Source organism: Streptomyces sp. DF42, from assembly GCF_058267695.1.
Genome location: NZ_CM177859.1, coordinates 9,883,490 through 9,909,260, shown reverse-complemented (window position 1 = coordinate 9,909,260; position 25,771 = coordinate 9,883,490). Strand labels below are relative to the sequence as shown.

Annotated in this window: 24 protein-coding genes and 3 pseudogenes; 10 read left to right on the top strand and 17 right to left on the bottom strand. The window is 67.7% G+C overall.

Annotated features, from left to right (window positions below):
* Positions 1–310 precede the first annotated feature (310 nt).
* Positions 311–661: a hypothetical protein gene (locus ACYUED_RS45635; protein ID WP_491290253.1), complete on the top strand. Its 351-nt coding sequence runs from the start codon at positions 311–313 to the stop codon at positions 659–661.
* A 423-nt stretch (positions 662–1,084) separates the two neighbouring features.
* Here the strand turns inward: ACYUED_RS45635 and ACYUED_RS45630 are convergent, their stop codons facing one another.
* Together ACYUED_RS45630 and ACYUED_RS45625 are read right to left on the bottom strand one after the other, a co-directional pair.
* Entirely contained in the window at positions 1,085–1,312 is a 228-nt protein-coding gene (locus ACYUED_RS45630; RefSeq protein ID WP_491290252.1) for a hypothetical protein, read from the bottom strand.
* Positions 1,313–1,336: 24 nt separating this feature from the next.
* Positions 1,337–1,831: a hypothetical protein gene (locus ACYUED_RS45625; protein WP_491290251.1), complete on the bottom strand. Its 495-nt coding sequence runs from the start codon at positions 1,829–1,831 to the stop codon at positions 1,337–1,339.
* Between the two features lie 199 nt (positions 1,832–2,030).
* Between ACYUED_RS45625 and ACYUED_RS45620 the strand changes: the two genes are divergently transcribed.
* Positions 2,031–2,687, top strand: coding sequence for a nitrate- and nitrite sensing domain-containing protein (locus ACYUED_RS45620; protein WP_491290250.1), 657 nt, complete (start codon positions 2,031–2,033; stop codon positions 2,685–2,687).
* Between the two features lie 287 nt (positions 2,688–2,974).
* Here ACYUED_RS45620 and ACYUED_RS45615 read toward each other — a convergent pair whose 3' ends face one another.
* The 5 genes from ACYUED_RS45615 to ACYUED_RS45595 all read right to left on the bottom strand — a co-directional run bounded on the left by ACYUED_RS45615 (position 2,975) and on the right by ACYUED_RS45595 (position 7,670).
* Complete coding sequence (locus ACYUED_RS45615) at positions 2,975–3,349, bottom strand: hypothetical protein (RefSeq protein ID WP_491290249.1); 375 nt, start codon at positions 3,347–3,349, stop codon at positions 2,975–2,977.
* Between the two features lie 128 nt (positions 3,350–3,477).
* Positions 3,478–4,260 (bottom strand): FHA domain-containing protein, encoded by a 783-nt coding sequence (locus ACYUED_RS45610; protein WP_491290248.1) that lies wholly within the window; start codon positions 4,258–4,260, stop codon positions 3,478–3,480.
* 41 nt (positions 4,261–4,301) lie between these two features.
* Positions 4,302–6,269, bottom strand: a complete 1,968-nt coding sequence (locus ACYUED_RS45605; protein ID WP_491290247.1) for a serine/threonine-protein kinase — start codon at positions 6,267–6,269, stop codon at positions 4,302–4,304.
* Positions 6,270–6,774: 505 nt separating this feature from the next.
* Positions 6,775–7,044, bottom strand: a complete 270-nt coding sequence (locus ACYUED_RS45600; RefSeq protein ID WP_491290246.1) for a tyrosine-type recombinase/integrase — start codon at positions 7,042–7,044, stop codon at positions 6,775–6,777.
* A gap of 23 nt (positions 7,045–7,067) precedes the next feature.
* The gene (locus ACYUED_RS45595; protein WP_491290245.1) at positions 7,068–7,670 is read right to left on the bottom strand and encodes a hypothetical protein; all 603 of its coding nucleotides are present in this window, start codon (positions 7,668–7,670) and stop codon (positions 7,068–7,070) included.
* A 41-nt stretch (positions 7,671–7,711) separates the two neighbouring features.
* Here ACYUED_RS45595 and ACYUED_RS45590 point away from each other — a divergent pair.
* From ACYUED_RS45590 to ACYUED_RS45580, 3 genes and pseudogenes are all read left to right on the top strand, one after another.
* Positions 7,712–8,341, top strand: a pseudogene (locus tag ACYUED_RS45590) (transposase); the annotation flags it as partial.
* Positions 8,342–8,825: 484 nt separating this feature from the next.
* Positions 8,826–10,052, top strand: coding sequence for an IS110 family RNA-guided transposase (locus tag ACYUED_RS45585; RefSeq protein WP_491290244.1), 1,227 nt, complete (start codon positions 8,826–8,828; stop codon positions 10,050–10,052).
* Between the two features lie 22 nt (positions 10,053–10,074).
* Positions 10,075–10,212, top strand: a pseudogene (locus ACYUED_RS45580) (IS110 family transposase); the annotation flags it as partial.
* Positions 10,213–10,288: 76 nt separating this feature from the next.
* Here the strand turns inward: ACYUED_RS45580 and ACYUED_RS45575 are convergent.
* The 3 genes from ACYUED_RS45575 to ACYUED_RS45565 all read right to left on the bottom strand — a co-directional run bounded on the left by ACYUED_RS45575 (position 10,289) and on the right by ACYUED_RS45565 (position 14,471).
* Positions 10,289–10,870 carry a hypothetical protein gene (locus ACYUED_RS45575; RefSeq protein WP_491290243.1) on the bottom strand — a complete coding sequence of 194 codons (582 nt, stop codon included), beginning with the start codon at positions 10,868–10,870 and terminating at the stop codon, positions 10,289–10,291.
* 89 nt (positions 10,871–10,959) lie between these two features.
* Positions 10,960–11,928, bottom strand: a complete 969-nt coding sequence (locus ACYUED_RS45570) for a NucA/NucB deoxyribonuclease domain-containing protein (protein WP_491290242.1) — start codon at positions 11,926–11,928, stop codon at positions 10,960–10,962.
* Between the two features lie 218 nt (positions 11,929–12,146).
* Positions 12,147–14,471: a YncE family protein gene (locus ACYUED_RS45565; protein WP_491290241.1), complete on the bottom strand. Its 2,325-nt coding sequence runs from the start codon at positions 14,469–14,471 to the stop codon at positions 12,147–12,149.
* A 431-nt stretch (positions 14,472–14,902) separates the two neighbouring features.
* On the opposite strand from ACYUED_RS45565, the gene ACYUED_RS45560 reads away from it, so the two are divergent.
* The 3 genes from ACYUED_RS45560 (at position 14,903) to ACYUED_RS45550 (ending at position 18,101) form a co-directional block, all read left to right on the top strand.
* Positions 14,903–15,763 carry a hypothetical protein gene (locus ACYUED_RS45560; protein WP_491290240.1) on the top strand — a complete coding sequence of 287 codons (861 nt, stop codon included), beginning with the start codon at positions 14,903–14,905 and terminating at the stop codon, positions 15,761–15,763.
* 433 nt (positions 15,764–16,196) lie between these two features.
* Positions 16,197–17,789, top strand: coding sequence for a hypothetical protein (locus tag ACYUED_RS45555; RefSeq protein ID WP_491290239.1), 1,593 nt, complete (start codon positions 16,197–16,199; stop codon positions 17,787–17,789).
* A 96-nt stretch (positions 17,790–17,885) separates the two neighbouring features.
* A complete protein-coding gene (locus ACYUED_RS45550) occupies positions 17,886–18,101 on the top strand; it encodes a hypothetical protein (RefSeq protein ID WP_491290238.1) in 216 nt (71 codons plus the stop codon).
* Between the two features lie 82 nt (positions 18,102–18,183).
* Here ACYUED_RS45550 and ACYUED_RS45545 read toward each other — a convergent pair whose 3' ends face one another.
* From ACYUED_RS45545 to ACYUED_RS45525, 5 genes and pseudogenes are all read right to left on the bottom strand, one after another.
* Positions 18,184–18,333, bottom strand: a complete 150-nt coding sequence (locus tag ACYUED_RS45545; RefSeq protein WP_491290237.1) for a hypothetical protein — start codon at positions 18,331–18,333, stop codon at positions 18,184–18,186.
* Positions 18,334–18,394: 61 nt separating this feature from the next.
* Positions 18,395–19,099 (bottom strand): hypothetical protein, encoded by a 705-nt coding sequence (locus ACYUED_RS45540; RefSeq protein WP_491290236.1) that lies wholly within the window; start codon positions 19,097–19,099, stop codon positions 18,395–18,397.
* A gap of 394 nt (positions 19,100–19,493) precedes the next feature.
* Positions 19,494–19,661 carry a hypothetical protein gene (locus tag ACYUED_RS45535; protein WP_491294854.1) on the bottom strand — a complete coding sequence of 56 codons (168 nt, stop codon included), beginning with the start codon at positions 19,659–19,661 and terminating at the stop codon, positions 19,494–19,496.
* A 122-nt stretch (positions 19,662–19,783) separates the two neighbouring features.
* A complete protein-coding gene (locus ACYUED_RS45530) occupies positions 19,784–20,353 on the bottom strand; it encodes a TIGR03086 family metal-binding protein (RefSeq protein ID WP_491290235.1) in 570 nt (189 codons plus the stop codon).
* Positions 20,354–21,486: 1,133 nt separating this feature from the next.
* Positions 21,487–21,610, bottom strand: a pseudogene (locus ACYUED_RS45525) (IS110 family transposase); the annotation flags it as partial.
* Positions 21,611–21,773: 163 nt separating this feature from the next.
* On the opposite strand from ACYUED_RS45525, the gene ACYUED_RS45520 reads away from it, so the two are divergent.
* Positions 21,774–22,466: a hypothetical protein gene (locus ACYUED_RS45520; protein ID WP_491290234.1), complete on the top strand. Its 693-nt coding sequence runs from the start codon at positions 21,774–21,776 to the stop codon at positions 22,464–22,466.
* Between the two features lie 785 nt (positions 22,467–23,251).
* Here the strand turns inward: ACYUED_RS45520 and ACYUED_RS45515 are convergent.
* Both ACYUED_RS45515 and ACYUED_RS45510 read right to left on the bottom strand, forming a co-directional pair.
* Positions 23,252–23,671, bottom strand: coding sequence for a hypothetical protein (locus ACYUED_RS45515; protein WP_491290233.1), 420 nt, complete (start codon positions 23,669–23,671; stop codon positions 23,252–23,254).
* Positions 23,668–24,498 (bottom strand): IS5 family transposase, encoded by an 831-nt coding sequence (locus tag ACYUED_RS45510; RefSeq protein ID WP_491290232.1) that lies wholly within the window; start codon positions 24,496–24,498, stop codon positions 23,668–23,670. The genes ACYUED_RS45515 and ACYUED_RS45510 overlap by 4 nt, the downstream gene beginning before the upstream one ends.
* 378 nt (positions 24,499–24,876) lie before the next feature.
* On the opposite strand from ACYUED_RS45510, the gene ACYUED_RS45505 reads away from it, so the two are divergent.
* On the top strand, positions 24,877–25,689 hold the full coding sequence (locus tag ACYUED_RS45505; RefSeq protein ID WP_491290231.1) for a hypothetical protein: 813 nt from the start codon (positions 24,877–24,879) through the stop codon (positions 25,687–25,689).
* The last annotated feature ends 82 nt before the right edge of the window (positions 25,690–25,771 follow it).

Here is a 25,771-nt window from a genome sequence, read left to right as displayed (position 1 = left end):
CATGGAATGCGGCTGGCACTTGAGTCATCGTCTGGAGCGCGGACACACAAAGGAGTTCGATTTCAGACCAGGTCAGAGACCCGCCGGTTTGTCATGCAGAGCTCAGACACAGCTTCTCATCGGCATCCCCGGCACCGGCAAGAGCCTCACCGCGAAGATGATCGGCGGACTATGGCGCCGGCGTGCGGTGCAGAGTTGCGTTGGCCATGGGCGCTTGGGCTCCTCGGGAGGGGTCCCGGTACCGGCGGGCTAGAAATGCCGAGCCAGAACCCCCACTCGAGAACAGGAGGTCCCACTGATGAGAATCAATATGCGTCGGCGCACCGCGACGACTGTCCTGACGCTGGCCACGGCGGGCACGCTCGGATTCGGACTCATGACGCCGGTTGCGTCTGCCGCCAACGGGCCCTGCTACGACGGACGATGCAAGATCACCGTATCGGCACCCAAGACCATCAAGGTCAACAGCCGCAAGTTCGGGTTCGGATCGTTGAAAATCACGAGCATCAGCTCGCGATCCGTGAAGATGTCGGCCGCCGGCGGGAGCCTCACCGGCAGCACCAGCCCTGGCGGCACCGTTCAGTTCAACAACCTGAAGATCTGGGTGAAGTCGGTCTCCGGCCACAAGGCCAGGCTCCAACTGTTTCCCACGCGGCACTGAGCCTGCCGCTGAGCCCCGGCGCGTCCGTCCTGCGCCGGGGCTCGCCGTTCCCCAGGCAACAGGCGATGAGACAGCTCATCGCCGTTCATCGCTCCAGCCCTGCAGCCGTCACCGACAACGCGGGCTTGCCCGGATCAGGTACGCCAGCGTCCGAGCCAGCCGCCGGCCCTCCGCGCAACCTGCTCGGCTTCCGCCTCCTGGCGGAGGCGCTGCTGCACCTATCGCTCGCGTTCGTCGGCTTCGGCCTGCTGCTCGGCTGCGACGGCCCGGCTCTGGCAGTCCTCACACAGGTGCAGGTGCGACTCGCGCGGCTGACTCCAGCCTCGTGCGTCGTCCGCCGCTCGCCGGTCGTCGGTCGTCGGTCGTCGGTCGTCGGTCGTCGGTCGTCGGTCGTCGGTCGTCGGTCGTCGGTCGTCGGTGAACTTATTCCCACCCTCCGCGCACACGGGCGGCGGGCTTCCCGTGCTGCGGCTTCTCGTGCCTCGTGGGTCGTTGTTCTTCGCGGGCGGCTTGGCGGCGGCGGGCGAGGGCGGCGTCCCGGCTGGGGTTGCCGATCGCGTCCAGCAGCCGCTCGTGGCGGTCGCAGCCGAAATGCCGGAAGGCGGACCCGGCCGGGGCGTGTTCGCGCAGCAGCTCCAGCTTGGTCGCCACGATCGGGATGCGACCTTGAGTCCGTCACTTGCCCTCGGCGCCACAGTCGTACTCGTCCACCGCGTCGAAGATCGGATTGATCTTCTCGTTGAACACGGGGTCCACCACATCGCGCAGCTGCGAGTCCGGCTTCAGCTTGCTCGACGAACTCCTGATCGCACCGAGCACTGTACGGAACTGCCTGGCGACGTCCGGTGGAGCGCTCGTCTGCATTTCCTCGCCCATATGAACTATCACGGCGGCACGCTTCTGCAGACCCTTCAGGTCCAGCTCCTGACTGTGCGCCGCGTCGGCCAGGTCGCCCCGGTAGGCGACGACGCCGACCTGGAAGGATGTCAGATCAAGGCAGAAGGCCGAGGTGAGTGAAGGGCTCGGCGACGCTCGGGCCGATGTGGACGGTGCGGCGGCGGGGGAGCCCGGGCCCTGGTCCGGAGAACCCGAACAGCCCGCGGTCATCATGGCGGTGGCCATCATCGATGCGGCGATCGTCGCGGAGATCCAGCCGCGTGGAGAGAGCATGAGTGGAGAGTAGGCAAGGGAGTCCGGGAGGGGACCCCGGCCGTTCTATTACGTGGACAGCGCGCGAGGACGGCCCGTCCGTAGTTGTTGGTGTCGGCCACTCTGTCCAACTCGGCGCCCGTCGGCATGCGGCCGACGGCCTGCTGTTGCTGCAAGTGCTCCCACATGACCTGCTCAGCGTTCGGCTCAGCCTTGGGCTGTGCGGCCGTCGAGGGCCGAGAGCCACCGGCGACGTTCTCGCCCTCGGCAGAAGTGTCTCGCTGGCGCGCGTCGCGGTGGCCGCCACCGGGTCGACGGAGCCGACGCCCAACTGTCCGACGGGCTGGCCGCGTTGCGGGAACTGGCCACTGCCTCGGAGTCCGTCGCCCTCGAACGCGGCCTCCTCAACGGCGTGTTCGCCGAAGGCGCCTTCCACGGCCACGCGTACATCGACTTCACCGAGGTGCGTGCCGAGCGCGTCGCCGCCCTCGCCCGCTTCCGGCAGGTCGCCACCGCACTCCTCCCGCCCCAGTCCGCCCCGGACGACCCCGACACACGGCTGCTTGGCGGGGCGGCGGAGATCGCCGCGGTCGCGGACTCCCTGCACGAGGCGGACCCCGATTCGTCCTCCTTCGGCGAGTTCCCGGGCCCGAGGACGAGCCACTGGCTCACCGATCCGACCGCCGACCGGCAGGGCCTGGCCCTGCTGTGGGACAGCGCCGCCTCCGCCGCACGGTCCCTGCCGGCGCTCGCGGCGCAGACGTTCGGCCAGGCGCCGTCCGATCGCTGGGCATTCGAGCTGGGCGAAGCACTGCAGCCGAAGCCAGGCGATTCCCTCGGGCTCCCGCAGGAGCTCAGCCTCCTGCTCCACGCCTGAGACGCCGTACTCCGCGCCCCCCGGTTCACCCCCGCATCGGGGGCGCGGTCATACCTCCTCCGTGCACTCCTGCAAAGACACGCTCCGGGCCAACGATCGCTTCCAGCGCTTCGGCGGTAGCCGGCCGCCAAGAGGGCTTCCCGCGCCCCCGAGTCGACGGCGTGCCTATAGCGTGGCCGTAAGACCGGTCATCTACGGTCAACAGCGGGCGCAATCCCGCGCTTTCGTACGTCGTGTCAGATCTCCGGACTCGCCGCCGGGGCTGCCGCGGTCTGAGCCTGGCACTGTCAACGGTTGAACCACTCGCGTGCCGGGGCACCCAGCATCGTCCTGCCGGTCAGCGCGGCGACCGCCAGCCCGACGCCCGCGGCAGGCACGCACGCGACGAAGACATTGATCAGCGAGAACAGAGCGATCGCGCACTCGCCGACGAGAACAGTGACCCGCACCCAGCCGAACCGCTTCCGTGCGAAGACGCCGGAGACGAAGAGCACGGCGGACGCGGCGAAGGACGTAAGGACAGCAATCATGCCGAGATCCGCGACGTCCTGATGGTGAGTGAGACGTTCGTTCATCAGGGTCCAGACGAACCATCCGGCAAGGCAGTTGAGCACGGCCTGACACCACACCACCGCCAACGCGCCCTTGACACCCTTCGGCATACGCTCCGACACCGAGAGGAGTACGCCGTGATGGACATCGTCGCGGTGGTCCTGTCCGCCACCGGCGTGGCCCTGCTCTACGGCCACCGCGGCAACGCGTGCTTCCGCCGACGGCCATGGTGACGGCGTCAGGCGGCGTCGATCAGTGCCAGGTCCATCGGCACGAGCGTGGTCGACGCCATCAGGGCCCGGATCAGGTGGTCGTTGAGCGCGTTGCCCACCGGCTCGCCGAGCTCCTCGCGGGTCAGCCAGGGCACCCCGTCGCGGGACAGCCGGGTGCGCACGCCGTTGACCAGGTGTTCGACGCGCTTGTCCGTCCAGCCCGCGTACGGCTGCGACTCGGCGAGCTCGGCGGCGGTCTGCCTCCAGGTCAACGGCTGCGGCCGGGGCTCGTGCAGCAGGTACCGTCGGCCGAGCGCGACGAGGGCGAGCTTCTCCTGCTCGGTCAGCACCCACACCCTGGGCGGGCGGGTGACGTCCCCGTGCCGAGGTGGCGGCCGCTCGCCCTCGGGACCGGTGACGAAGACCTCCAGCAAGTGCTCGCGGCCACGTGAACCGCCGGCGAACAGCGGGGTGTAGCCGGTGTCGAGCAGCAGTGGCTCCTCGCCCCGGAACAGCAGCCGGGACCCGGCGCACCGGATCGGCAGGCGCCCGGCGTTGCTCACCCACCAGTGGCCGTGTCGGTGGATGAGTGTGCCCTGGTGGCGGCTGACCTCGGGATCGTCCTCGCCGAGGCAGACGTGGACCTCGGGCCGGTTGCGGCCGAACAGCACCTCGCGCCCGTCCCCGGGCCCCAGCGTCATGCCGCCGGTCAGGGCGAGCGCGAAGACGGTGCCGGGCAGCGGCGCGGACGCGCCCCGGGCGAGGCTCCCGTGGGTGGCGGGCAGGAGCCGGCCACCCGGAGCGGGCATGCCCCGCTCCGCCGGCCGTCGCCGTGCCATTCCCGGCTCGGTCATGTCACGTCTCCGGCAGTTCGCTTCTGGATGTTCCCTACGACGTCAGCCGCGAACTCCGTGGCGGTGTCGCACAGTTGCCTGGTCGGCTGCGGAGCGTACACGGTCAGCTGGAAGAGTTCGGTGGTACGGTCGCCGGCCGAGTCCGTAAAGGTGCGGTGCGGGGTCCGTACGGTGCAGCTGTCGGCCTCGGCCTCGGCCGCGATGAAGTAGCTCTTCGTACCGGCGACGTTCACCAGGGTTCCGTCGTCGGCGTCCAGTGAGTTGTCCCGGCTGAACTGGATCTCCACCTCACGCTCGCCGTCGTCGCTCGACCAGTCGCACGTCCAGGATCCGAAACCGCGGTCCCGGTTGTCCACCTCGACGCCGGGAAGCCGCTTGAGCTTGATGGCGTCGAGCAGCGTGCAGGCGTCCAGCCGGGCCAGGGAGTTCGCGTCCGGCGACGACGAACGCCGGGGCACCGGCCCGTCGGCCAGCACACCGACCACGTGATCGGTGGCGGCGTCGGCCATCTGGCACGGGTCCGGCGCCACCTCGTTGAGCTGCTTCCCGATCACACGGATCTGCTTGCCGTCGGTGCTCAGGACGGCCCGCTCGCAGGCCCTCTCGTCCCGCTTGAGGGTCACGACCGTGAGGCCGTCGACCAGCCGGGTGGACACGACGTCGTCGAAATCGTCCCGGTCCGAGTCCAGGTTGACCTGGACGTCCGCGTTGTCGTGACCGCTGTTGTTGCGCACCAGGACGTCGCACCGGTCGATCTCCCCGTAGTCAGGGTCCAGTACGGTGCCACCGAAGCGGCTCAGCGAGGCCGCGTCGAGCAGCCCGCAGGGGTCGGCCGTGCGCTCGTCGCCCATGGCACCGGCCCGCACCATGGCCGACGGTTTCGCGTCAGCCGCACCGCTACGACCTCCCTGGTCCCCGTCGTCCTTCGAGGCCCACGGGCCGAAGAGGACGAGCCCACCCGTGATCGCGCCCACCCCGACCAGCGCCACCGCCATGATCACCAACCGGTTCCGGCGTCTTCCTGCGGGCTGTGGCGACTGGAACATGGAGGGCGTGGATTCCTGCGGGCGGCGCACGGGTCGCGACAGCCGGAGCGTGCGGTGCATCAGGTCCCGCGTACGGCTGTCCCGCAACTGCTCCTGTATGTGCGGGGGCGGTGGTGCGGCGCGCGTCAGCAGCTTCTGCGCCCTGGCGGAGTCGGGACGGCGTCGGGGCTCCACCTCCAGCAGAGCGGTGAGCGGACCGGTCAGGGTCCCGACCCGGTGCATGGGCTCCAGGTGTCCCTCGGCGGCCCGGGCCAGATAGGCCATGAGGTGTTCGGCCTCTCCGTACGGCGACCGGCCCTCGACCGCCATGAACAGAGAGGCACCCAGGGAGAACACGTCCGACTTCTCGCCCGCAGGCTGCCCCTTGGCCAACTCTGGTGCCAGATAACGGAGTTTGCCGCGCACTCTGCCCGTCGCACTGTGGGTGACGTCGCTCCACAGGGCCCGCGAGATCCCGAAGTCGGTGAGTCTCGCCACGCCTTCGTCAGTGACGAGGATGTTCTCCGGCGTCACGTCGCCGTGCACCACACCCTCGCCGTGGGACTTCGCCAGCGCGGCCGCGATCTGGCAGCCGATCGACCCGGCCTCCTCGGGCGTGAGCGGGCCGTTCTCCGTCAGGATCTGCGCGAGGCTGCGCGAGGGGACGTATTCCATGATGATCCAGCACGTGGCGCCCTCGTCGACGAAGTCGAATACGCCCACGATGTTCGGGTGATGCAGCCGCCCGGCGTTGCGCGCCTCGCCCATGAGCCGTCGCGCGGCCCGATCGTCGTCCAGGCGTGCGCACTTGACCGCGACCCGTCGTTCGAGCCGCTCGTCCCAGGCCAGCCAGACGACGCCCATCCCGCCGCTGCCGATGGGCTCCCGCAAGAGATACCGGCCGGCGATCCTGTTCCCGGCCTCCGGCGTCACCGGCACCGTCCCACCCCTCGCCCCACCACCGACGGCCCTGCCAGACAACGCAGTGTACTCAACCCGTACTTGGTGGCGATCTCCTTTCACCGCACTTCGCACAGACCCGCCCAGAACCCCCACAGCAACTGAGCCAGGACCCAGAAGTGGGAGTAACTCGCCTCCTGGTCCGAGCGGGTTCCGGGCCCCCTACCGGGAACGGAGCCGCACCATGCGGGCACCGGAGCCGTCGCTGACCGAGACCGGGAGAGACGAGGATGTGCGACCCGACGCATGCCCTACCCACCATGCCGAGTTCCGCGCCCCACGAGGCCGGGGCACCCGGCCCGAGGGTCGTCGCCCTGGGCAATGCCTCGCTGCTCGGTGTCGGCTATCTGCTGCTGCGGCGGTGCGGGCTCGCCCTCGCCGCCGTGGCCGGTACGACCGCGCTCGGTCAGTCCTTGTCGGCCGGTGCGCCCCAGCGGCCAGGGCCAGCCGGGCGCTGTGTTCCCGGCGGCCGAGGCGAGCGCGGTCACCGCGGTCCTCCGGTGCCCTCGACGCCGGCGCTCAGCAGCGCGACCCGCTGAGCATGGATGTGCTCCATCCCGCGCGCGAACCTCTCGGCCAGGTCCCGGCCCGAGAGGTGGATGTAGCGCATGGTCGAGTCGGTGTGCCGGTGTCCAGCGAAGGTGGCGATCGGGTGCACCTCCCAGCCCATCCTTGCCAGATCGGTCAGGCACAGGTGCCGCGTGGTGTATGTGGAGACGCGCTCCACTCCGGCCTCCACAGCGAGCCGGCGCACCGCCTTCGACCACGTCCATAGGCTCAGCTTGTTGGGCTCGGGGCTGCGGAATTGCAGGAGCGCCCGGTATCGGTCAGCCAGTGCACTGCCACCCCAACCCGGGCCGCACGGCCCGGCAGCGGCACCGGCAACTCGCGGGCCGCGGCGAGGATGCCGGTGTACAGGACGGCGGCCTCGCCGGCGTCGGCCGCGCGGCCGTGCAAAATCCCGGAGGCCACCCCGTAGACGGTCCCCCACACATCCAGCGCCTTCTCCTGCGCCGCACCCAGCGTGACTCCCAGCAGCCGCTCCACGATCCCCGCCGCCCGCGCCTGGTGATACCGGCCCGGATGACTCAGGTCGCCACGCAGCACGTCCGCGGCCGCCCTCACCCGCCCCCACGCCGCGCCCGCCTCGGCCGACACACCGGAGGCGCCGGACGCGCCGCCGGCCGCGTCGGCCGCGGTGGTGCCGGCCGGCCCGGTGTCGGCGGCCGGCCCGTCGGACGGGGAGGCCTCGACGACAGGGGGTGCGGCATCGGCCGGAACGGCCGGCTCCGACGCGTCCGGCCCCAAGGCCTCGGCGGCGGGGGCCGCGACGGCGTCGACCGCGGCCAACAGGCCTTGTGCCGCGGGCTTCAGTCCCACCGTGACCGGGGCGCCGGGCAGGCCCAGCAGCGCGTCCGCGCCTCGCGGCCGAGGCCACCCGCACCTCCAACCGGATACGCGGCCTGCTCACCCAGTTCCATCCCAGCCTGGAGCGCGTCCTCGGCCCGCGCCTGGACCACCCCGCGGTGACCTGGCTGCTGGAACGCTACGGATCCCCGGCCGCCCTGCGAAAGGCCGGTCGCCGCAGGCTCGTTGAAGTGATCCGGCCCAAAGCTCCACGCATGGCCACCCGGCTGATCGACGAGGTCTTCGACGCCCTCGACGAGCAGACCGTCGTGGTCCCGGGCACCGCCACCCTCGACGTCGTGATCCCGTCCCTGGCCCGCTCCCTCGCCGCCGTCCACGAACAACGACGAGCCCTGGAAACGCAGATCGGACAGCTGCTGGAGGCTCACCCTCTTTCCGCGGTCCTGACCTCGATTCCGGGGGTCGCGGTCAGGACCGCCGCCACCTTGCTGGTCACCGTCGGCGACGCAACCAGCTTCCCCACCGCCGCCCACCTCGCCTCCTACGCCGGCCTGGCCCCCACCACCAAGTCGTCGGGGACCTCGAACCGCGGCGAACACGCACCCAGAGGCGGCAACCGGCAGCTCAAACGCGCGATGTTCCTGTCCGCGTTCGCCGCCCTGCACGATCCCGCCTCCCGCACCTAATCCATTGTTAAGAGCGTCCTGTTGGGGCGCTTGTTCCTACGGGCGTTCGAGTGCCGGATCGTGACATCTAGTGGCTGCCGGGCGGGCAACGCCTCGCTTTAGACAGGTGTGCGGTCCTGGTGCTCATGGTGGTGACCGTCGTGCAGCGCCGGGTGGATGCCTGTCCCGCACCGGGCTCGGATGCCTCGTAGTAGATCGCGCAGCGTTCGGCACCTTCACGGCCGTCGCCACCGTCAACAACTACCGGCTTGATCACTCGTTGGTGTTGGTGGTGCGAGCCTGCTGCACGGTGACCTCTTGATACGCCCGAGCCGTCTGAGCTCCGGTACAGACCGAGGCCCGTGGGGTGCGCTGGTGCCACGAACGGCTAGTGAGGTGGCGGCCCGACCGCGTGGTGGTCGAGGCCTTGGATTAGGTCGCTCGCGTGGCCCGCATGCGCTCGTGACCAGCGCAAACACCAGCACGCTGGAAGGGGACAACCTTGATCTACTGCGGAATCGACTGGGCGGAGCGAACCCACGACATTGCCATCGTCAACGACAAAGGCGAGCTATTAGCCAAGCGGCACATCACCGACGATGCCGCTGGCTACAAGATCTTGCTCGACCTGCTCGTCGAGTACGGCGACACGGAGGAGAACCCGATCCCGGTGGCGATCGAGACCTCCCGCGGTCTCCTGGTCGCCGTGTTGCGCACCGGGACACGGAAGGTGTTCGCAATCAACCCGATGGCCGCCGCGCGCTATCGCGATCGCCACTCGGTCTCGCGCAAAAAGTCCGACCCCGGCGACGCCTTCGTGCTGGCGAACATCCTGCGCACTGACATGCACGCTCATCGACCCCTACCTGCGGACTCAGACCTTGGCCGGGCGATCGCAGTCCTGGCTCGTGCCCAGCAGGACGCAACCTGGAACCGCCAGCAGATCGCCAACCAGCTCCGATCTCTGCTGCGCGAGTACTACCCGGCTGCCTTGGACGCCTTCGCCACCTGGACGAACGGCCTATGCCGCCCCGAGGCTCGCGAACTCCTCAAGGCCGCACCGACCCCCTCGCGAGCGGCGCGCTTGTCTCGCACCCAGCTCCAGGCCGCCCTCAAACGGGCCGGCCGCAAGCGCGGCATCGAGACGGAGGCCGACCGGCTGCGTGACGTCCTCCGCGCCGAATGGGCCCACCAGGCTCCGCTTATCGAAGACGCACTCGGCAAGCAGATGCTCGCCCTGCTGATCCAGCTGGAAGCCGCCTGCACCGCCGCCGACCAGCTCGCCGAAGCGGTGGAAGAGGCTTTCCCTCAGCACCCGGACGCTGAAGTGATCCTGAGCTTCCCGGGGCTCGGCATCCAACTCGGCGCCCGGATCCTGGCTGAGATCGGAGACGACCATACCCGGTTCGCCGACGCCCGCGGCCTGAAGGCCTACGCCGGCTCCTCGCCCATCACCAGGGCCTCCGGCAAGAAATCGTCCATCACCCGGCGCTGGGTCAAGAACGACCGGCTCAACCACGCCGGATACCTGTGGGCCTTCGCCTCACTCCGAGCGTCCGCCGGAGCCAACGACCACTACCGGCGCCGACGCGAGCAGGGCGACTGGCACGCCGCCGCGCAGCGCAACCTCTTCAACCGCATGATCGGCCAGCTCTACCACTGCATCCAGCACCACAAGCCCTTCGACGAACAGACCGCCTTCCCCACTCGACTTGCCGCTGCTGCGTGATGACTTGACACCGTGAGGTGTCTACTACGACAAATGCCGGGCCAGAGGGAAGACCCACACCCAGGCACTTCTCCGCCTGGCCCGCCAGAGGATCAACGTGCTGTTCGCGATGCTCCGCGACGGCACCTTCTACGAACCCCGAACCCCACGCCTCGCTTGACCAAAGACATAGAGGCACCCCCCGGCCCGGTACGACACCGCGCGGGGTGCCGCGCGAAGAAGCACTCCGATGCCCCTCACTCCGTCTGCGTCGGGTAGGCGATGGTGTAGTCGTCCACGGCCAGGGCCTGGTCCGCGGCGTATTCGGCGCGTGCCTGCCGGTCTTCCTCGGTGATGTCCGGGTGCACCGGGAGTGTCTCGGGTGCGGGCCAGAGTTGGACCAGGTGGCGTTCCCCGTGGTCGCCGATGCCGGGTTCAGGGTCGTCGGCATGGCAGTACAGGCGCATGCGCACCCAGTCGCCGCCGTCCGGGGCGGGCGGAAGGCGAAGGGGCGCTTCCTCGTCAGGCCAGGCGTCCATGATGTCGCCCGACTCGAGTGTCGCGAGGTGGAGGGTGGGGAGGTCGGCGCGCAGGCTGATTTCTTCGGCCGGCTCCCACCCGCCGCCTGTTTCCGGGGCCGGTGGGGCATCGTGGACCTGGATGGTCATCTGGAGGGGGCCGGTGTCAGTGGTGGCCAAAACGACAGCGTTGGCGTCGGTGGCCGGGCCGCAGCGCCAGCCGAAGGGCATCTCGGCGGGGTACTCATAGTCGTCGGTGAAGCCGATGAGGTAGCCGTTTTCACCGAGCTCGACGGTGAACGAGGACGCACGAACCAGCATGAGGGGCCTCCTGGAACGGGCAGGGTGCCCCTTCCCCCGGCGAAGCGGGAAGAGGCACCCTGTCTGGCTTGGCGGGAGTGTAGCGAGGCTCAGGCGATCACGTAGAACGGGTCGCCGTCCATGACGTGCATCTGGCCGCGCCATGCGGTGATACGTCCGCCCTGGGACTTGTTCTCCTGCACCTTGACCCAGGTGATCTCCCGCTGGTTGGCAGGAAGGTTCGTGGCGCCTTCCTTGGTGGAGGCGAAGGGGTACTCGTCGCACGAGGTGCGGCCGGCGCGCTTCATGTCCGCCGGGGCGGTGCGCGGGCACACCGCGGTCCTGTTCTTGTTCTCCTGCGTCTTGTTGATCATCGAGTGCAGGGGCTTCCCGCCGTTCGGGTCGCCGTAGTGCCCGCCGCGGGAGCGCAGCTTGCGGATGCCTTCGTCGATGCGGGCCAGGCCGACCATGCTCACCCCGGTGGGCACCTCGAGGAAGGCGCAGCCGGAGCGGTTGGTGCGGGTGCTGCCGTAGTAGTTGTCGCAGCGGTAGACCGACGAGCCGTAGGAGACGCTGCCGGGGCTGTAGCCCGCCTTGGTGAACGTGTAGCCGTATGTGGTCTTCGCCTTGGACAGGATCTTCTTCGGGGCGATGGTCGTCTTGTAGGCGACGCTGCCGCTGGCCGCGCTGTCCAGGGTGTGGCCCTGCGGGAAGGACACGGACGCCTTGGTGCCGCCGCCGGACTTGGCGGCCACCTCGACGGCGACGCCCTTGCCCTGGCCGGTGGTCGTGGCCTTGGAGATGGTGAGCTTCTCGCTCCAGTTCGCGGAGCTGGCCTTCAGCGTCATCTGGTGCTTGACGTTGAAGTCGGCCGTGCCCTCGATGACCGGCTCCCCGTCGACGACCTTGACCACGTCGACGTGGACTTTCACCCACTCGCACTCGCTGAACGGATTGATCGTGATCTTGTTGATGCTGCAGGTCGCGGCGGAAGCCGCACCGGACACCGCAGCGGCCTGGGCCCTCGGCGAGCCGACCGTGACCCGCAACTGCGCGCTGCTGCCGGCCTGGTCTGCCACGGCCGACGGTGCCCCGGCCGTAGCCAGTACACCCACTGCCACGGCCCCCGTAGTGAACAGCTTCCCCAATTTCAAGTTGTACCCCCGGTGTTGGTCGAAACCGGCGAGGGCACACGCGTCAACTCACGTCGTCCAGGAACTTCCATCCTGGAAGACCTCAACGCCTACCCGACTACACCCCTCAACTGCGAAGAGCCGGAAAGCCACCGACTTCGAGCTCACGGGCTGCCGGGACGGACGGTGAAGTAGGTCCACCCACTCTGCGCACCGCCGGTCTGCGAGCCCTTGGCCGGCGGTGTGTAGAGACCGCGGACGCGGTAACGGTCGTTGCTCGTAAAAAGCTTCAGAGCGCGGCCGTAGCCGTACCAGCCGTCGGAGTACAGGGGCACGCACTTCTGAGAGGTGACCTGGTGCCAGGCCCCCGAGGAGTAGTGCTCGACGTACACCGACGTGCAGCCTCCGGCCTGACGGGGAGTGACCTGGAGGTTGAAGCCCATGGTGACTTCGGACTTGTAGAAGACCTCGTAGGTGGTGGATCCGATGCCGGTGGTCTTCACCGGATACTGCATCTGTGTCCGGATCGTCGGCGTGAGGGTCGCACCGATGGTCACCGTGCGCGGTGCGTAGCGGTAGTCACCCGCGAAGGCCGCGCTGAACACGGTGTTGCGGGTGATCTTGTACGACGCGACGAGGTTCCCGTGCGTGTCGACCTTGCCGCTCTTGACTGCCGTCCGCGACTTGCCCGCGGGTTGGGCGTACAGCGTCACGAGCCGGGAGTTGTACGTGGTCCCCAGGTGCACGGTGACCTTGGCGGTCGCGCCGGAGTGGTACGACTTCGCGTCGGTCGTCACGCTCAGGCCCGGCGTGGTCCGGGCCACCTGCACCGTCGCCGACTGACTGGCCGGGAGGTAGGACGTACCGCCGTCGTAGGTGAAGGAGTAGGTGTTCGCGCCGCCAATCTGCGGGGTGTCGTGGAGGGCGAAGGTGCCGTCGGCGGCGACGGGCACGGTGCCCATGGAATACCCCGAGGGGTGTGCCAGATCGGTCTTGACGACGTGCACCGCACCGGTCTTCACCTGCGCATGCGGCCAGACGAGCCGTCCGGTGACGGTCAGCGGCGCGGCCCGGCCCCCGGTGTCCGGGGCGGTCAGCACCATGGTGGGCGCGTACTTCGCGACGGGGACGTCGAAGGTCTGGACGGCCGGGCCGTAGTGGCCGCTGCCCGAGTAGTCGACGCGGAAGCTCAGGGGGCCGGTGAGGGGAGCGGTGCCGGAGACCTGGTAGGAGCCGAAGAAATCGACCGGTGGGCGGGCCGGGGTGGCCGTCGGGTCCGGGACGAGCACACCGTCCGGATCGGCGTCGTCGTAGCGCGTGATCCGTACGGTGCCCGGAAGTATGGGTTCCCCGGCACCGAGGCTCAGCGGCGAATCGAAGTTGGCCCGGAACCCATAGGTCTCGCCGGGGGCGAGCGGGGTGGTGGTCGATGTGCCGGAGAGCCTGACCCACGCGGTTTCCGGGTTATGGGCTGTCTGGAGAGTTGGTGTGCCGCCGGCGGCGTCCACGGTCACGGCGTAGAGCCGGCTGCCGTCCGGCGCCCAGGCAAGGCCGTGTGCGGCCAGGTGCATCGGGGACTCGATCTCGTACAGGTGGTAGTAGCCCTCGCCCGGTTCCGGAAACGCCTCGAATCCGTAGTTGCAGCCGCAGCCGGCGAGGGTGCCGTCCGGCGCCACGGCGACGGCCCTGGCGGCCAAGGGTCTGGAGAACTGCCCGTCCACTGCCAGGTCCGAGACGCGGTACCGGTTGCTGCTCGCGCGCAGCCACGACGAGACCGCCAGATGCTGTCCGTCCGCCGTGACCGCGAAGTCGGTCAGCTCGGGCACGGGCAGCGACTTCCCCGCCTGCCGGGTCAGCGCACCGTCCTGGGCCGAGTACGTCACGAAGGCGGAGGTGTCGCCCGTCTGCACGGCGGCCGCGAGGACGCCGGAGGGCGTCGGGGTCGTCGCCAGCGCCAGCGGCGCCGCCCAACTGCCCGCATCCTGCCCGAGGTTCACCGTGCCGGACGCGTCGACGGAACCGATGCCGCCGGCGCCCGCCGAGCCGTACCCGAACCAGAGGGTCCCGCCGGCGACGGCCAGCGAGTCCGGGTGAGTGCCCGCGCCCGTGCCGTAACGCGCCGACTCGGTCAGGTTCGCCGTACTGATCGCCGCGATCGCGTCCTGGTCCGGGAGAGCCGCGTACAGCGCGGACCCGTCGGCGGAGAGGGCGAGACCGGTGGCCCCCGGTTCACCGCTGATCGTCGTCGGGTTGCCGCCGTCGAGATCGGTGACGACGATGCCATCGGTGCCGGCGCCACCGCTGATGTACAGGTGTCCGTGCGAGGCGTCCACGACCAGGTGCGCGAAGTGCGCGATCGGCAGTGCCGTACCCGACGCCGCGTACGAGTCGACCGCGCCGGGACCGACGACGGTCGCGGCCGTCATCCCCACGAGCAGTGCCCCGACGGCCGATGCGGCGATCGACGGCGAGAATCGCGCAGATTTCATGAAAGGCCCCCCACCCACACAACCTTCACGATCAATGGGGCGCAAGGTAACACGGTGCCGTCGGGCGCCGACAGGGAGGGCAGCCGGGCCGGTCAGGCCCGGGGTAACTGCAGGGCCGGCTGCTGCGGTTTGGGTGGCTTCGAACGCGAGAGTGGAGGGGTTTACACGCGACGACCGTCACCGAGTTGACCCACGTCGTCTATGGGTGCGGCTCTTTGAAGTGAAGGTCGTGGATCAGGCGGTCAGTGTGTAACCGTCCTGGGCGGGGCTGGGATAGAGCGTCCCGGACCTACGAGCCAGCGCCCGTCACAGTCGGCCCACCCGTACTCGCCGTGCCCAGCCATTCAGACGTTGACCGCGACAGGGAAGGACAGCTTCTCTTCTTGGTGAAACTGCCGTTGCCGTGTCAGGAACTCGGCAGAATGCGCCGTATGACGAGTACGGATGATCAGATCACGGACAGTGCTGTGCAGTTGATTGGCACATCGGACGGGGTGGCTTTCGAGAACTGGCAGGGGTTGGAGAGCACGCCAGTCACCGACTTGCTGAGGATCGCCCTGGACGACGGCATCCCTGTCGCGTGGGTTCCACCAGCTGAGGTACTGGGTGCCCTTCTGGCCGCCAGCGGGCACGAAGCCCGGCTTGAAGTGCTCAGCGAGTTCGAGGACAACATCCTCTCGGCCTGTGAGGCGGAGATCGACGCTTGCGGAGACGAATGGATGCGCGAGGACGTCGCTCTCGCTCGCCGAGTATTCGCGGCGTTCCGAGCGGGGCATCGGGAGGCGGCAGCGTGCCTGGCCCTGCTGGGCACCGAGGACACGTTCTACGACGTCATGAACGTGCCCCGCGACGCGGAGGAGTTCAAGCAGTCCAACCCGTGGGAGCAGAAGTACCAGAGGGAGGAGTTCCAGGAGCGCACCCCCGGCATCGAGCCAGGAAAACTGGACAAGGAGGTGCAAGCATGGGTAAAGAGGCGGACCAGTTACGCGGGCCTGTCACGAAAGGTCCAATACCGTAAGCCGTCATCTCCTGCGTGGGGGGACGGGCTGAATCCGAAGGCCCTCTTCCTGCCGCTGAGTTCCCTGTACACGAAGTACTGGCCGGGGAGGGGGGATCCGATGCCCGCGAATCTGTCTCGCCACCTGGTGGCGCACCGTCCCTCCTTGGAACACCTCAATCAAGGGCATTGTCTGATCGCGGTCATGCTGATGACGTCGTTCTTCGCCCAGAAGCACGACTACTGCATCGACGCACGGATGGACGTCGCCGATCCTGACTACGGTGATGCCTGACCACGACATGGCCGTCGTCCCCGACCTCATCTGAGCCCATTTCGAAGGCAACCGTGCCGCCCACGACCGTGAGTTCGCCGCCCTCCTCGCCCCGCAGCACACCCGTGCCGTCGTGCTATGACCCAGATCACGCCCGTGCGCGGGAAATGCATTGCTGGTGGCGCCGCTCCCCGGGACCGGGAGGTGAAGCATCCCCCTCGGACAAGGAGCAGCTCGCAATGAACCCCCAGAACGTCGAGCCGGCCCGCGACTGGCACCTCGCCGTCCCCGGGCGCCGGGCCGGAGACAGGGCCGAGTTCGTCACCGTCACCCAGGACGGCATTTGTCTGGAAAGCCGGGACGGACTCCGTCGACGCTACGGCAGCTACGAGGCGCTCCGCGATCTTCCGATGCCCGACCTTCCGGGGGGGGTCCGCCGGACCTCGTGCAGGCCATGATCGTCCGTAGCGCCGTCTACGGCCGGACGACGTCCACACTGGGCCGCTCCCTCACGCCCGCCGAGCTGGGCGTCTCCCTCGACCACGTCGCCAAGAACCTGGTGGTCGCTCGTAGCGAGCGGTGGCGGGAGGCCGTCTCCACCGCCCTTCTCGGCGACTGGTGCGATCCACTCTGGCGGACCGGCCATCTGCCCACCACAGCGATCGGCGCGCTGAGGGCGCAGACCCGGACACTACACCGGCAGTTGGTGCCGGTATGGCAGCGCGAGACCCGGCGCGGGCGGGTGTTGTCCCTGGATGCCGACCTCGGCGGGCTGTCACTGCATGATCTGGTCGCCTCCGATGTCGACCTGCTCGCCCACGCGGCGGGCGGGGTGTTCGCCGACGAACGACTGAACACCGTGCTGCGTGGTCTGTCCCCGTTGGAGCGGACGGTGGTGTTCGCCTACGCCGAGGGTGACGGGCACCACCTGGGCCGAGGCCGCAGCCGTTGCCGGCGCAGCCGACCCGGCCGCCTTCGGCGAACGCGTCCGGCGCAAGGTCAAACGGCTCTCCGCCGAACAGGCCCGGCGTACCGGGCTTCGACATGCCGTGAACAGCGGTCCGGAATCTCTCCAAGATTTATTGCCGGTCCGGCCGTCGTCTGGGACCGAGTAGGGACACCGCCCCTCCGGCACAAGGAGCATCCCCGCGTGAGCCCCGTGTACGTCCCGATCCGCCGGTCCGTCGTCGTTGAGGAACCCGACGGTGACTTCAGCTTCCTCGACCTCTCCTCCCCCGGCCAGAAAATCGTGGCGGCCGAGGACATCCCGACGGGCGAGGTCCTCACCGTTCAGGCGCCCGGCCTCGGTGACCCCAGGTTCCTCGCACTCTCCCCTGAGCAGCAGCTCATGGTGGTCGAGGCCGCCGACGGCCTGCGCAGGACCAACGTGCACCGGGGACGCGCCGTGGAGCGCACTGTGCCGTCCGTCCGCTACGCACATCCGGACCTGCTGCATGCCTGCACCGTGCGTTCAGTGGTCAGCGGCTCCACGCCCGTGCGGCGCTCCGAGACCGCCGCCGACTGGGTCGAGCCTCTCGCGGCTCATACGCTGGTGCTGCCGCGCAGCGCCCGCTGGAACCAGGCCCTGACCACCGCGCTACTCGGCGACTGGTGCGCCCCGCTGCTGACCGACGGCTTCCTGCCCGCTACCGCCCTGGGCGCGCTGAAGGCGGAGGCCCGCACACTGCACCGCCAGCTGGTGCCGATCTGGCGGCGCCGAACCCGGCATGGGCGGGTGTTGTCCCTGGACGCCGACCTCGGCGACGGGCTGTCGCTGCACGACCTCGTCGCCGCCGACACCGGCCTCCTCACCCATACGACGGGCGGGGTGTTCGAAAACGCGCGGCTCAACGCCGTGCTGCGCGGCCTCAATGAGGCTGAGCGGCAGGTGGTGTTCGCGTACGCCGAGGGCGAGGGCACCACCTGGGCCGAGGCCGCGGCCGCCGTCGGCGCCACCAACCCTGGGGCCTTCGGCGAACGAGTCCGCCGCAAGAGCAAGCGCCTGGCCGCCGAACAGCGGCGTCGTGCTGAGCAACGACAGGCCTGAAACAGCGACCAGGGTGCTCGTCAAGATTCTTTGCCGGTAGGGCTGGAGCCCGGGACCGAGAGGTGAAGCCCCTCGCGTCGAAGGACACCAGCCACCATGATCGTTCTCCTCCTGCTCGCCCTGCTGGTCCTTGCGCTCGTCGTCTGGCGGGCCATGGACAAGGCCGCGCAAGCCGACGTCACCGGCATCGTCAGGTGCGCTCTCGCGGCGATCGTGACGCTTGTCCTCACCTACGTTGCCATGCGTGTCGTGCCGCCTGAGGCCGTACCTGAGGTGCTCCAGGCCGCGCTCAAAGGTCTCAAGTCGGCATGACACAGCCTGTGCTGGACGTGTAGGCGGAGGTGTTCCCCCTCACCGCTCGGGCGGGCGAACACCTCCGCCTCTTGGGGACCTGTCACAAGCCGGCGTGTGGTCTGTGCCGTTTGAGGAGTTCGCCGAAGAAGTCGGTGAGGAGTTCCTCGCCATGCGGCGGCGAGAGCTCCCAGCCGCCGAAGCGGTAGATCTCGTAGCCGGCAAGCCGCAGCCGACGGTCCTCGGCCACCATCTCCGAGTACAGCCGAGGCGAGGCGGTATGAGTGACGCGCCCTTGTTCATCGGGCGGGTCCTTATGGCCGTAGTGCTGCACTCCGTCGACCTCGATGACGATGCGGGGCTAGCAGCAGGAAGTCCATCCGCTGCCGGTACAGCGCCCCCGACTGCTTTCCGCTTTTGCGGGTGTAGGGGTCGTAGTGAAGGTAGACCTGCGGAATCAGCGCCGGCAGATCGAGCCCGTCCCGTCCGGCGTAGCGGGCACAGTAGGTGATCATCAGTAGTTGTTCCGGCGGGGAGTCCAACGACCGGTACAGACGCCGGTAGAGGTTGTCGGCGGCGGTCTTCTCATTGCTGTCGGGCTCGTGGTTCCAGGCGATCATCTGCCGCCACGTGAGCCCCTGGGGAGGCAAGGGATCGGAGAAGACCAGGCACGTGTCGGCGTGGCGCACGATCTCCACGTCATTGTTCACCGCATCCCGAAGCACGATCTCAGGCTTCGCACCATCTGCAGCAAAGATCAGGTTCTTGAAGCGGCCCGACGGTCCTTTCGTGAACCGGCTCTCGTACTCAATTTCCTGCAGCTGCTCCAGCGCGTCCCGGGTGGGGCCGAGAATCTCCTCGATGCAGTCCCGTCGGGCCTGCCAGCTGTTGCGCATGTCGTGGTTGCGCCAGTAAGTGCCGAATCCACGCGGGCCGTCGAACGCCCGGAAAGGCCAGGCGGGCGCCTCCAGAGCGAGGCGCTCGAGTACGGCTCGGTGGGCCTTGATGACGAGTTGCACGTTGTCGTCGTTGAGATGTATGCCCTTGCCGTCGGTGCCGTAGGAGGCGAAGTCATGGTGGAGGAGCGGACACCATCGACGACATGGGCCGGATACCGGGGACGGAGGGTGTCGCGCCCGCTGACTGGGGTGGGGCCGTCCCGTTCGACAACCACAGTTTCAATGTCAGAACTGGGCCTGGAACCAACTACGCGGTGAAGGAGACCGTTCGGCCGGGGGACTTCCGGCCGTGCACCACTGCCGGCTGCGACGTGTACAAGACGGGTTCCTCCTACCGCTGTTGGCCTGGTGGCCCTTCGGGCAAGGTGTGGCTCAAGGTGGTGTCCGCCAAGGGCGGATCGGGGTGGGTGGCTCAGCACTGCGCCACCTGGGGCCGTGTCGGGTAGGCCGTGTTTTAGAAGTCGGTGATCTGTTTGGTTGGCCGTCCGGGAAAGTGGCGGGCGGCCAACCAGATGGTGAGGTCGCAGGCGATGTCGTTGATGCTGGTCGCGGTGGTGACCTCGTGCTCGTTTCGGGCCGCGTCGCGGCGGACGACCTCGTATCGGGTGTCGGGGCGTCCCAACCAGGATTGATCGATACACGCATCATCCAACCTGGCGCCGGCTGCGGTGAGGTGAGCTGCGCCCTGGTCGCATGAAGGCGTGAAGCTACCCGTCCAGCTCAGTCAGTTGCAGTCGGTCGGTCTCACAGCTGCGGGGGGACCTGCCGGCCGAGAAAGGCGGCAAGGCGATCAATGGCCGGAGCGGTCTCCTCGACGGGTCGCGGCTCGGCGAATCGTCCCGCTCGGGACTGGGGGGCGAGTTGGGCCTGAGCGAACGTCAGAGCCTGCTCGGCAAGGTCTTCGGGCAGCCGGGCAGGGATTTGGATGCCCTGGGCGAGGTCCCATCCGTGAGCGAGCAGATCGTACAGGCGGATCTGCAAGCGCTCGGCGCCCGTGGCACTCCCCAAAGGTCCGCGATAACTCCGCTCCAGCACCCCCGGGCCGGAGAAAGCTGCCAGCAGTGAAGTGCTGGAGGACCGGTAGGCGCCGACCGGGTCGTCACCGAGGCGGTCTACTCCGCGTTCGGGCATCGGGCCGCCCTCGATCATGGCTGCGAACACCAAGTCCATGCCGACCAGGTGGGCCACCACCTCGCGCACATCCCATTCCGTGCACGGCGTCGGCTCCTTCCACTGCTCGGGGCGGACCTCAGCGAGCAGGTCACCGACAGATTGGCATGCACGTGCGAGATCTTCGACGGAAACGGTAGTCATCCGGGGAGACTACGGCCACAACTGTCAGGGAGCCCAAGGGATTTGCATCCGTGCGAAGAAGCCCTGCCGAATCGGACGACCGCGCGATCGCTGAGCGTCGATGACTGGCAGCTGTCACAGGTACCTGCCCCGCTCACTAAACTCAGCGACCCCGAACCCACCGCACTTCCAAGCGCACCTGCAGAAGACGCCGTGGGTTCCCGGTGAAAGTCCCTCAGTCACGCTGAACCCACGGCCGACGTTCCGGTAAGAACACTGTCACCGATCCTGCTGGCTTATTGTGCGGTGGCCTCGACCATGCGGCTCAGCTTCGACTTGAGGTCGTTGAACCTGTTCTTGACGTGCGGGGTCCTTCGCGGCAACGATGCCCGCCGCGCCTACGGCCGCGACAACCTTGATCACGTTCTCAGCCGGGAAGAGCACGGCATGTGTGACGAGCGCCTTGTCACCATCCCGCACGAGAGCGCTGATCCCATCAGGAGTGCTCGACTGCGAGAGATGCGTCTCGGCCAGACGCACAACCCACATCAGGTCCCGCACCGTCCCGGGCAGATCAACAGAGGCCAGGGGGCCACTGTAGAGACCATCACCGACGCCGTGGCGGGAAAACGGCCGATACCCCGTCAGCCGTCCACCAGGACCGACGACTGCTGGCGCACACACTGACACGGATGTCTCTGAGAGGGCGGTATGAGAGTACATAGGAGTTTTGCCGTCACCTGAACGTGTGACGGTAGGTCGGCGACCATGGGCATGTTGGGCTGGGCACCGTGAGCGAGCACAAGCCCCACAAGACCGACATGAACGACGAGCAGTGGGCCCTGGTGGAGTCTGTGATCGCCACGTCGAAGGCCGCACACTCCTCGGCCAGTGGCCATCAGGGCCGGTACGAGATGCGGGAGATCGTCCACGCGCTGCTCTACCAGGGCCGCACGGCGACCAGAACAACCGACAGTGATGTCGATGAGGATCCTGGCTCCGGTCCTGACACCTATCCCCAGCATCGTCGTCAGGAGCGCAGAAAGAGGGGGCGCCTCCAGCAACTCCTCTATGTTGGCCACGAGTTCCTGGCACTGGTCGAGCAGTGCGGCGAGGTTCTTCGCGAACTTGGGGACAATCACCGCGGACCGCGTCAGTGTCCGGGACCACGACGGTCTGCTCGTCCAGCGCGGTCAGAATGTCCTCGACCAGCCGCTCGGCCAACCGCGGAGCTTTCGACCGCAGCAGTGTGACTAGGCGCCGTCGGCCGACCTTGCGGACGCTTCGAACGAGCCGAACTCTTCTAATTAGCAGAACAGACGCTGATCCTGGCCGAGATCGCTGATCTTGTGCCAAACTCATTTGAGGAGCAAGTGTCTCAACGGACGTGTCGGCGTTAGGGGGAGCCGTGTCGGACGAGAGACCTAATCGCGGTGGGCGGTTGGTTTCGTACAGCGTTGGTCTTGTGTCGCTTGTGGCGTTGCTCGGATCACTGATTCTCGTACATGGTGCCGCGCAAAGCTGGGTGGCGGGTGTTTTGGCTGCCGTCATTTCAGCCGTCCTGGGAGCCGAGGCGACATCATTCCTAAAACACATCAAGGGGGAGGAGCCGCCCCCGGCGTCGCCGCTAGAGCCACCAACCTACGTTGATCCGCAGCTTGAATCAGACCCTTTGAGGGTAACCGTGGATACGGTTGGACCTGAATTCGCGATTGTGCCGTCTCGGTCCGGAGGGCCACCTGAGATCGCCTTCAAGAGCGGGCATTCGATCCGCGTGGCAGTGGAAGTTGTTGGACCTCAGACCGCTCTTGTGCAATCGCTGCGTCCGGTCGTAGTAGCGCGCGACCTGCCGCTGGATGGCAGAGATCACCCGCATCGCGGATCCGTGACCGTGCGCAAATACGAGTTGGACTTGGATGCGGATACTCCACAGTTGCGGTGTCGGGATGATAGTCCAGATTTTCCGTTTAAGGTGGCTAGCAATGACCCAGAAGTGTTCGAGGTGACGGCGTACACGATGACTTACGACGTGCAGTGGCACCTGGTGGTGGAGTGGGTCTGTGCTGGTCATCGTGGTGAAACCGTCGCAGACTTTGCTGGCGAGCCGATTCGTACGATTCCTGCCCCGATGTAGTGAGGGAGGCATTTCCGGGTGGCGGACTCAATGCAACCGTATAACCTCAGGTATCATGTGAACTCCCCAATGGGAACACTCATTTACCCTAGTTCGACAGTCGGGGGAAATCCAGTCCAGGCGAATATTACTGGCCATGGGATCGAATTAAGCCTAGCCCCCAAAGGGGCGACCTCGGTGGAGTTCCTTGCATTTATGGCAGAGGTGGAGGAGCGGATCCCGTTTGAGGGTCATGGTGCTACGATTGCGGGCGGCGATGTCGAGCGCCCGGATCTTGAAATCGATCTGGATGCCGATCCGCCAACTATGCTTGAAGTCGCTGGTGGGTCGAGTTGGCGGTCACGTTGCCGGTTTGTGGTTTACACCGAAGATCTCCGGTTGGTGAAATGGAGGCTGTGGATTAGGCTGCGATGCGACGGGAGGGTACAGCAGGCATCTCTGCCTGTCGCGACCACCGCAAGAAGTAGCTGGATCAAGACCTCACCTACTGGCGAGAGAACCCGTCTAAAGTTCCCTCCGGGGCATTGGGGCCGGGAATAGAGACATGTTTTGGTGCCAGCGATCCGCCTTCGGTAGCGATACGCTAAACAGCTCGGCGATATCCTTGCGACGGCACCCCTCACCCGCCCACAAGGCGATGCGGCCCGCGTGGCGATATCAGCGGTACTCAGGTTGAACTCGTGGAGTCCGTCAGGCCGTGACTGTTCCTGATCGCTGCGGTACGACGTGCTCCCGTTTCGTGCTTGGAGCCGGACTGTCGGGCTGGTGGTGGCCTCTCCGGGGGGCTATGGCCGTGGCTGGGTGAACAACCCCTGCTCGGGCTCGATCAGGATCCCGCGTTCGACCAGCCGCTTTAGCTTCAGCCGGACGTTGTTGATGTTGCTGGGTGCGATCTCCAGATCCATCGCCTCGCAGACTGCCCGTGCCCGCAGTGGGGCGTCGGTTGCGGCGAACACCGCCATGATCTGCTGGTAGGCCGGATGATCCGGCAGCTTCACGGCCGGCGGCGTCGGGGACGGATCAGGCAGCGCCAGCAGGGTCTTGCGGGTGATGCGGACCTCCTCGGCGAACCGGTCGAGCTCCTCCAATTGCGCGGTGAGTTCCGCGATGCGTTTCCGCGTGGCCTCGGCCTGCTCGGCGATCTCGCGCTCTTGCTCCTCCAGGCGCGCCAGCACCGCTCCCAAAGTCAGCTCGGTGCCGCTCATGCGCCGCGCCAGGTGGGGGTGGAGGTCGCGGTGAGCATCCGGGCCATCCGGTCGCTTATGGCCCAGTACACCCTCGACTCGGCGGAAGCGGGCCGGTGCTCGTAGTCCCGCACCAGCCTGCGGTGCAGCATCATGATCCCGTTCACCTGCTCCACCACCCACCTCTTGGGCTGCGGGACGAACCCGCTGGCTGCCGGGTTGCGCTCGATGACTTCGACGTCGATGCCCACCCTCTGCCCGTGGTCGATGACGGCGGTCTTGAACCCCTGGTCCACCAGGGCCTTGTGCACCATGTCGGTGTCGGCTGCGACCTTGTGCAGCAAGGCGATGCCGGCGGCGTTGTCGTGCGCGGAAGCGGCCAGCACCACCACCGCGATCACCAGACCGAGAACATCAACTGCCAGGCCGCGCTTGCGGCCTGGGACTTTTTTTGCCGCGTCCCTTCCGGTGGTGTCGGCGGGCACCCCGGCGGCCGCGTGCAGGCTCTGGGTGTCGAGCACCACCAGGCTCGGGTCGGCCTTGCGCCCCCGGCTCTCGCGGACCTGCCAGCGCAGCAGGTCGTGGATGGTCTGGTCGGTGCCGTCGTCGCGCCACCTGTAGAAGTAGTACTTCACCGCGCCGACCGGTGGCAGGTCGTGAGGAAGGTAGTCCCACTGGCAGCCGGTACGGGACTGGTAGAGCAGGGCGTTGACGATCTCCCGCATCTCGTAGGCGCCCTGGTGGCCGCTGACGGAGGGATGCTGAGCCTTCCAGGAGGCGATGACGGGCTCGATCAGGGCCCACCTCTCGTCGGACAAGTCGCTCTTGTAGGGCGGGCGGTCGCTCACGAACCCAAAACTGAAACACAACAGACGCCAGAGAAGCAGGAAAACACACCCGACCAAAAGTAGTGTCCGGATTCCCGTATCGCGCCGAACTCCGCGGAGATGTCTCGGTGTTGGGTGGCTCCACAGAGATAACCTAGAGGTCTGGCGGGGCTGGCGCTGGGGCCCTTGCCTCCCGTGGCGCACCATCGGACTCAGTGAGTGGGGGCGGTTGCCTTGGGCGACGACGACAGGCTACAGAGCAATGCGGGCAACAACGGCATCGTGATCAACGGTGGTCCCGCACAGGTGCAAAACCAAGCCGTAGGAGCGAGCTCCCACATCCATCAGGTCGTCCAGCCAGCTAACTCATTCCGGCCGGATACGAACGGCCCGCGGGAGATGATCCTGCGCCTTCAGCAGTTGGCGGAGATGCACCGCGGGGAGCTCGCCGACCCCCACGTCGTCGTCGCGCTGCTTCACCGTATGCGCGAGGCGATCGAGCAGCCAGACCCGTCGTGGGAATTGCTGCGATCTCTCATCGAACACCTGCATGCGCGGACCCAAGAAGTGCCGCTGCTCGCCGTGGCGGTGCACGATCTTGAGCGCACGGTCCGGGACGTGTTCGAGAACGCGGCTGCCGGAACCGACCGTTCTCAGGCGCCCGTAGCCAGGTCATCCGAGCCGGAGCCAGCTTCGGTACCGGTCACGATCTACCTGTCCGACGAGGCTCCGCACGCCGACGTCCAGGCCGCCGTGGAAACCCTCCTCGCAACCGCCGGCCTTGAGGTCCTCGACCGCGAAGACCCCATCCTCGGATCCTGGTTCCGCCGCATGCGGGCCACCATCTCCCGCGCCACACGGTCCCGAGCCGTCCGCGAGGGCGCCCTGACCGCCGCACACATGGCCGATGCACGCCTGCTCCTGCCCCTGGACGCGACGATCACCGCGACCATGATGCAGAACGTCGGACCGCTCCTTACCTCCCTGCAACCGACCAAGGACGCGGTCGTACGCATCGGCGCCGTCCTGGTCGTCAAGGTCGACTGGCAGGTCCACGTCCTTCAGCTCACCGCAGCCCAACAGGCGACCCTGGACCACCACCCGCAACTCGCCACCTCACCGCGTGACGTGGTCAGTGCCATCGGCCTGCTCAGCGCTTCAAGTGGCCCCACAGCAGCGGACTCGGCCGCCCGAACAGCCGCCGACCGCTGATCCAAGGCCGTACCAGGGCGCCGCCGCCCCTGCTCGACCCAGCTTTGGACGGCGGCGTCTGGCTGGGGCCTCAGCTGAGGTC

What these genes read in the sequence shown, in the direction of transcription:
- ACYUED_RS45635 (WP_491290253.1), top strand. Translation starts at nt 311, where the DNA reads ATGCGTCGGCGCACCGCGACGACTGTCCTGACGCTGGCCACGGCGGGC.
- ACYUED_RS45625 (WP_491290251.1), bottom strand. Translation starts at nt 1,831, where the DNA reads ATGCTCTCTCCACGCGGCTGGATCTCCGCGACGATCGCCGCATCGATG.
- ACYUED_RS45615 (WP_491290249.1), bottom strand. Translation starts at nt 3,349, where the DNA reads ATGCCGAAGGGTGTCAAGGGCGCGTTGGCGGTGGTGTGGTGTCAGGCC.
- ACYUED_RS45610 (WP_491290248.1), bottom strand. Translation starts at nt 4,260, where the DNA reads ATGCCCGCTCCGGGTGGCCGGCTCCTGCCCGCCACCCACGGGAGCCTC.
- ACYUED_RS45575 (WP_491290243.1), bottom strand. Translation starts at nt 10,870, where the DNA reads ATGCTGGTTCGTGCGTCCTCGTTCACCGTCGAGCTCGGTGAAAACGGC.
- ACYUED_RS45565 (WP_491290241.1), bottom strand. Translation starts at nt 14,471, where the DNA reads ATGAAATCTGCGCGATTCTCGCCGTCGATCGCCGCATCGGCCGTCGGG.
- ACYUED_RS45560 (WP_491290240.1), top strand. Translation starts at nt 14,903, where the DNA reads ATGACGAGTACGGATGATCAGATCACGGACAGTGCTGTGCAGTTGATT.
- ACYUED_RS45555 (WP_491290239.1), top strand. Translation starts at nt 16,197, where the DNA reads ATGATCGTCCGTAGCGCCGTCTACGGCCGGACGACGTCCACACTGGGC.
- ACYUED_RS45550 (WP_491290238.1), top strand. Translation starts at nt 17,886, where the DNA reads ATGATCGTTCTCCTCCTGCTCGCCCTGCTGGTCCTTGCGCTCGTCGTC.
- ACYUED_RS45545 (WP_491290237.1), bottom strand. Translation starts at nt 18,333, where the DNA reads ATGGTGGCCGAGGACCGTCGGCTGCGGCTTGCCGGCTACGAGATCTAC.
- ACYUED_RS45530 (WP_491290235.1), bottom strand. Translation starts at nt 20,353, where the DNA reads ATGACTACCGTTTCCGTCGAAGATCTCGCACGTGCATGCCAATCTGTC.
- ACYUED_RS45515 (WP_491290233.1), bottom strand. Translation starts at nt 23,671, where the DNA reads ATGAGCGGCACCGAGCTGACTTTGGGAGCGGTGCTGGCGCGCCTGGAG.
- ACYUED_RS45505 (WP_491290231.1), top strand. Translation starts at nt 24,877, where the DNA reads ATGATCCTGCGCCTTCAGCAGTTGGCGGAGATGCACCGCGGGGAGCTC.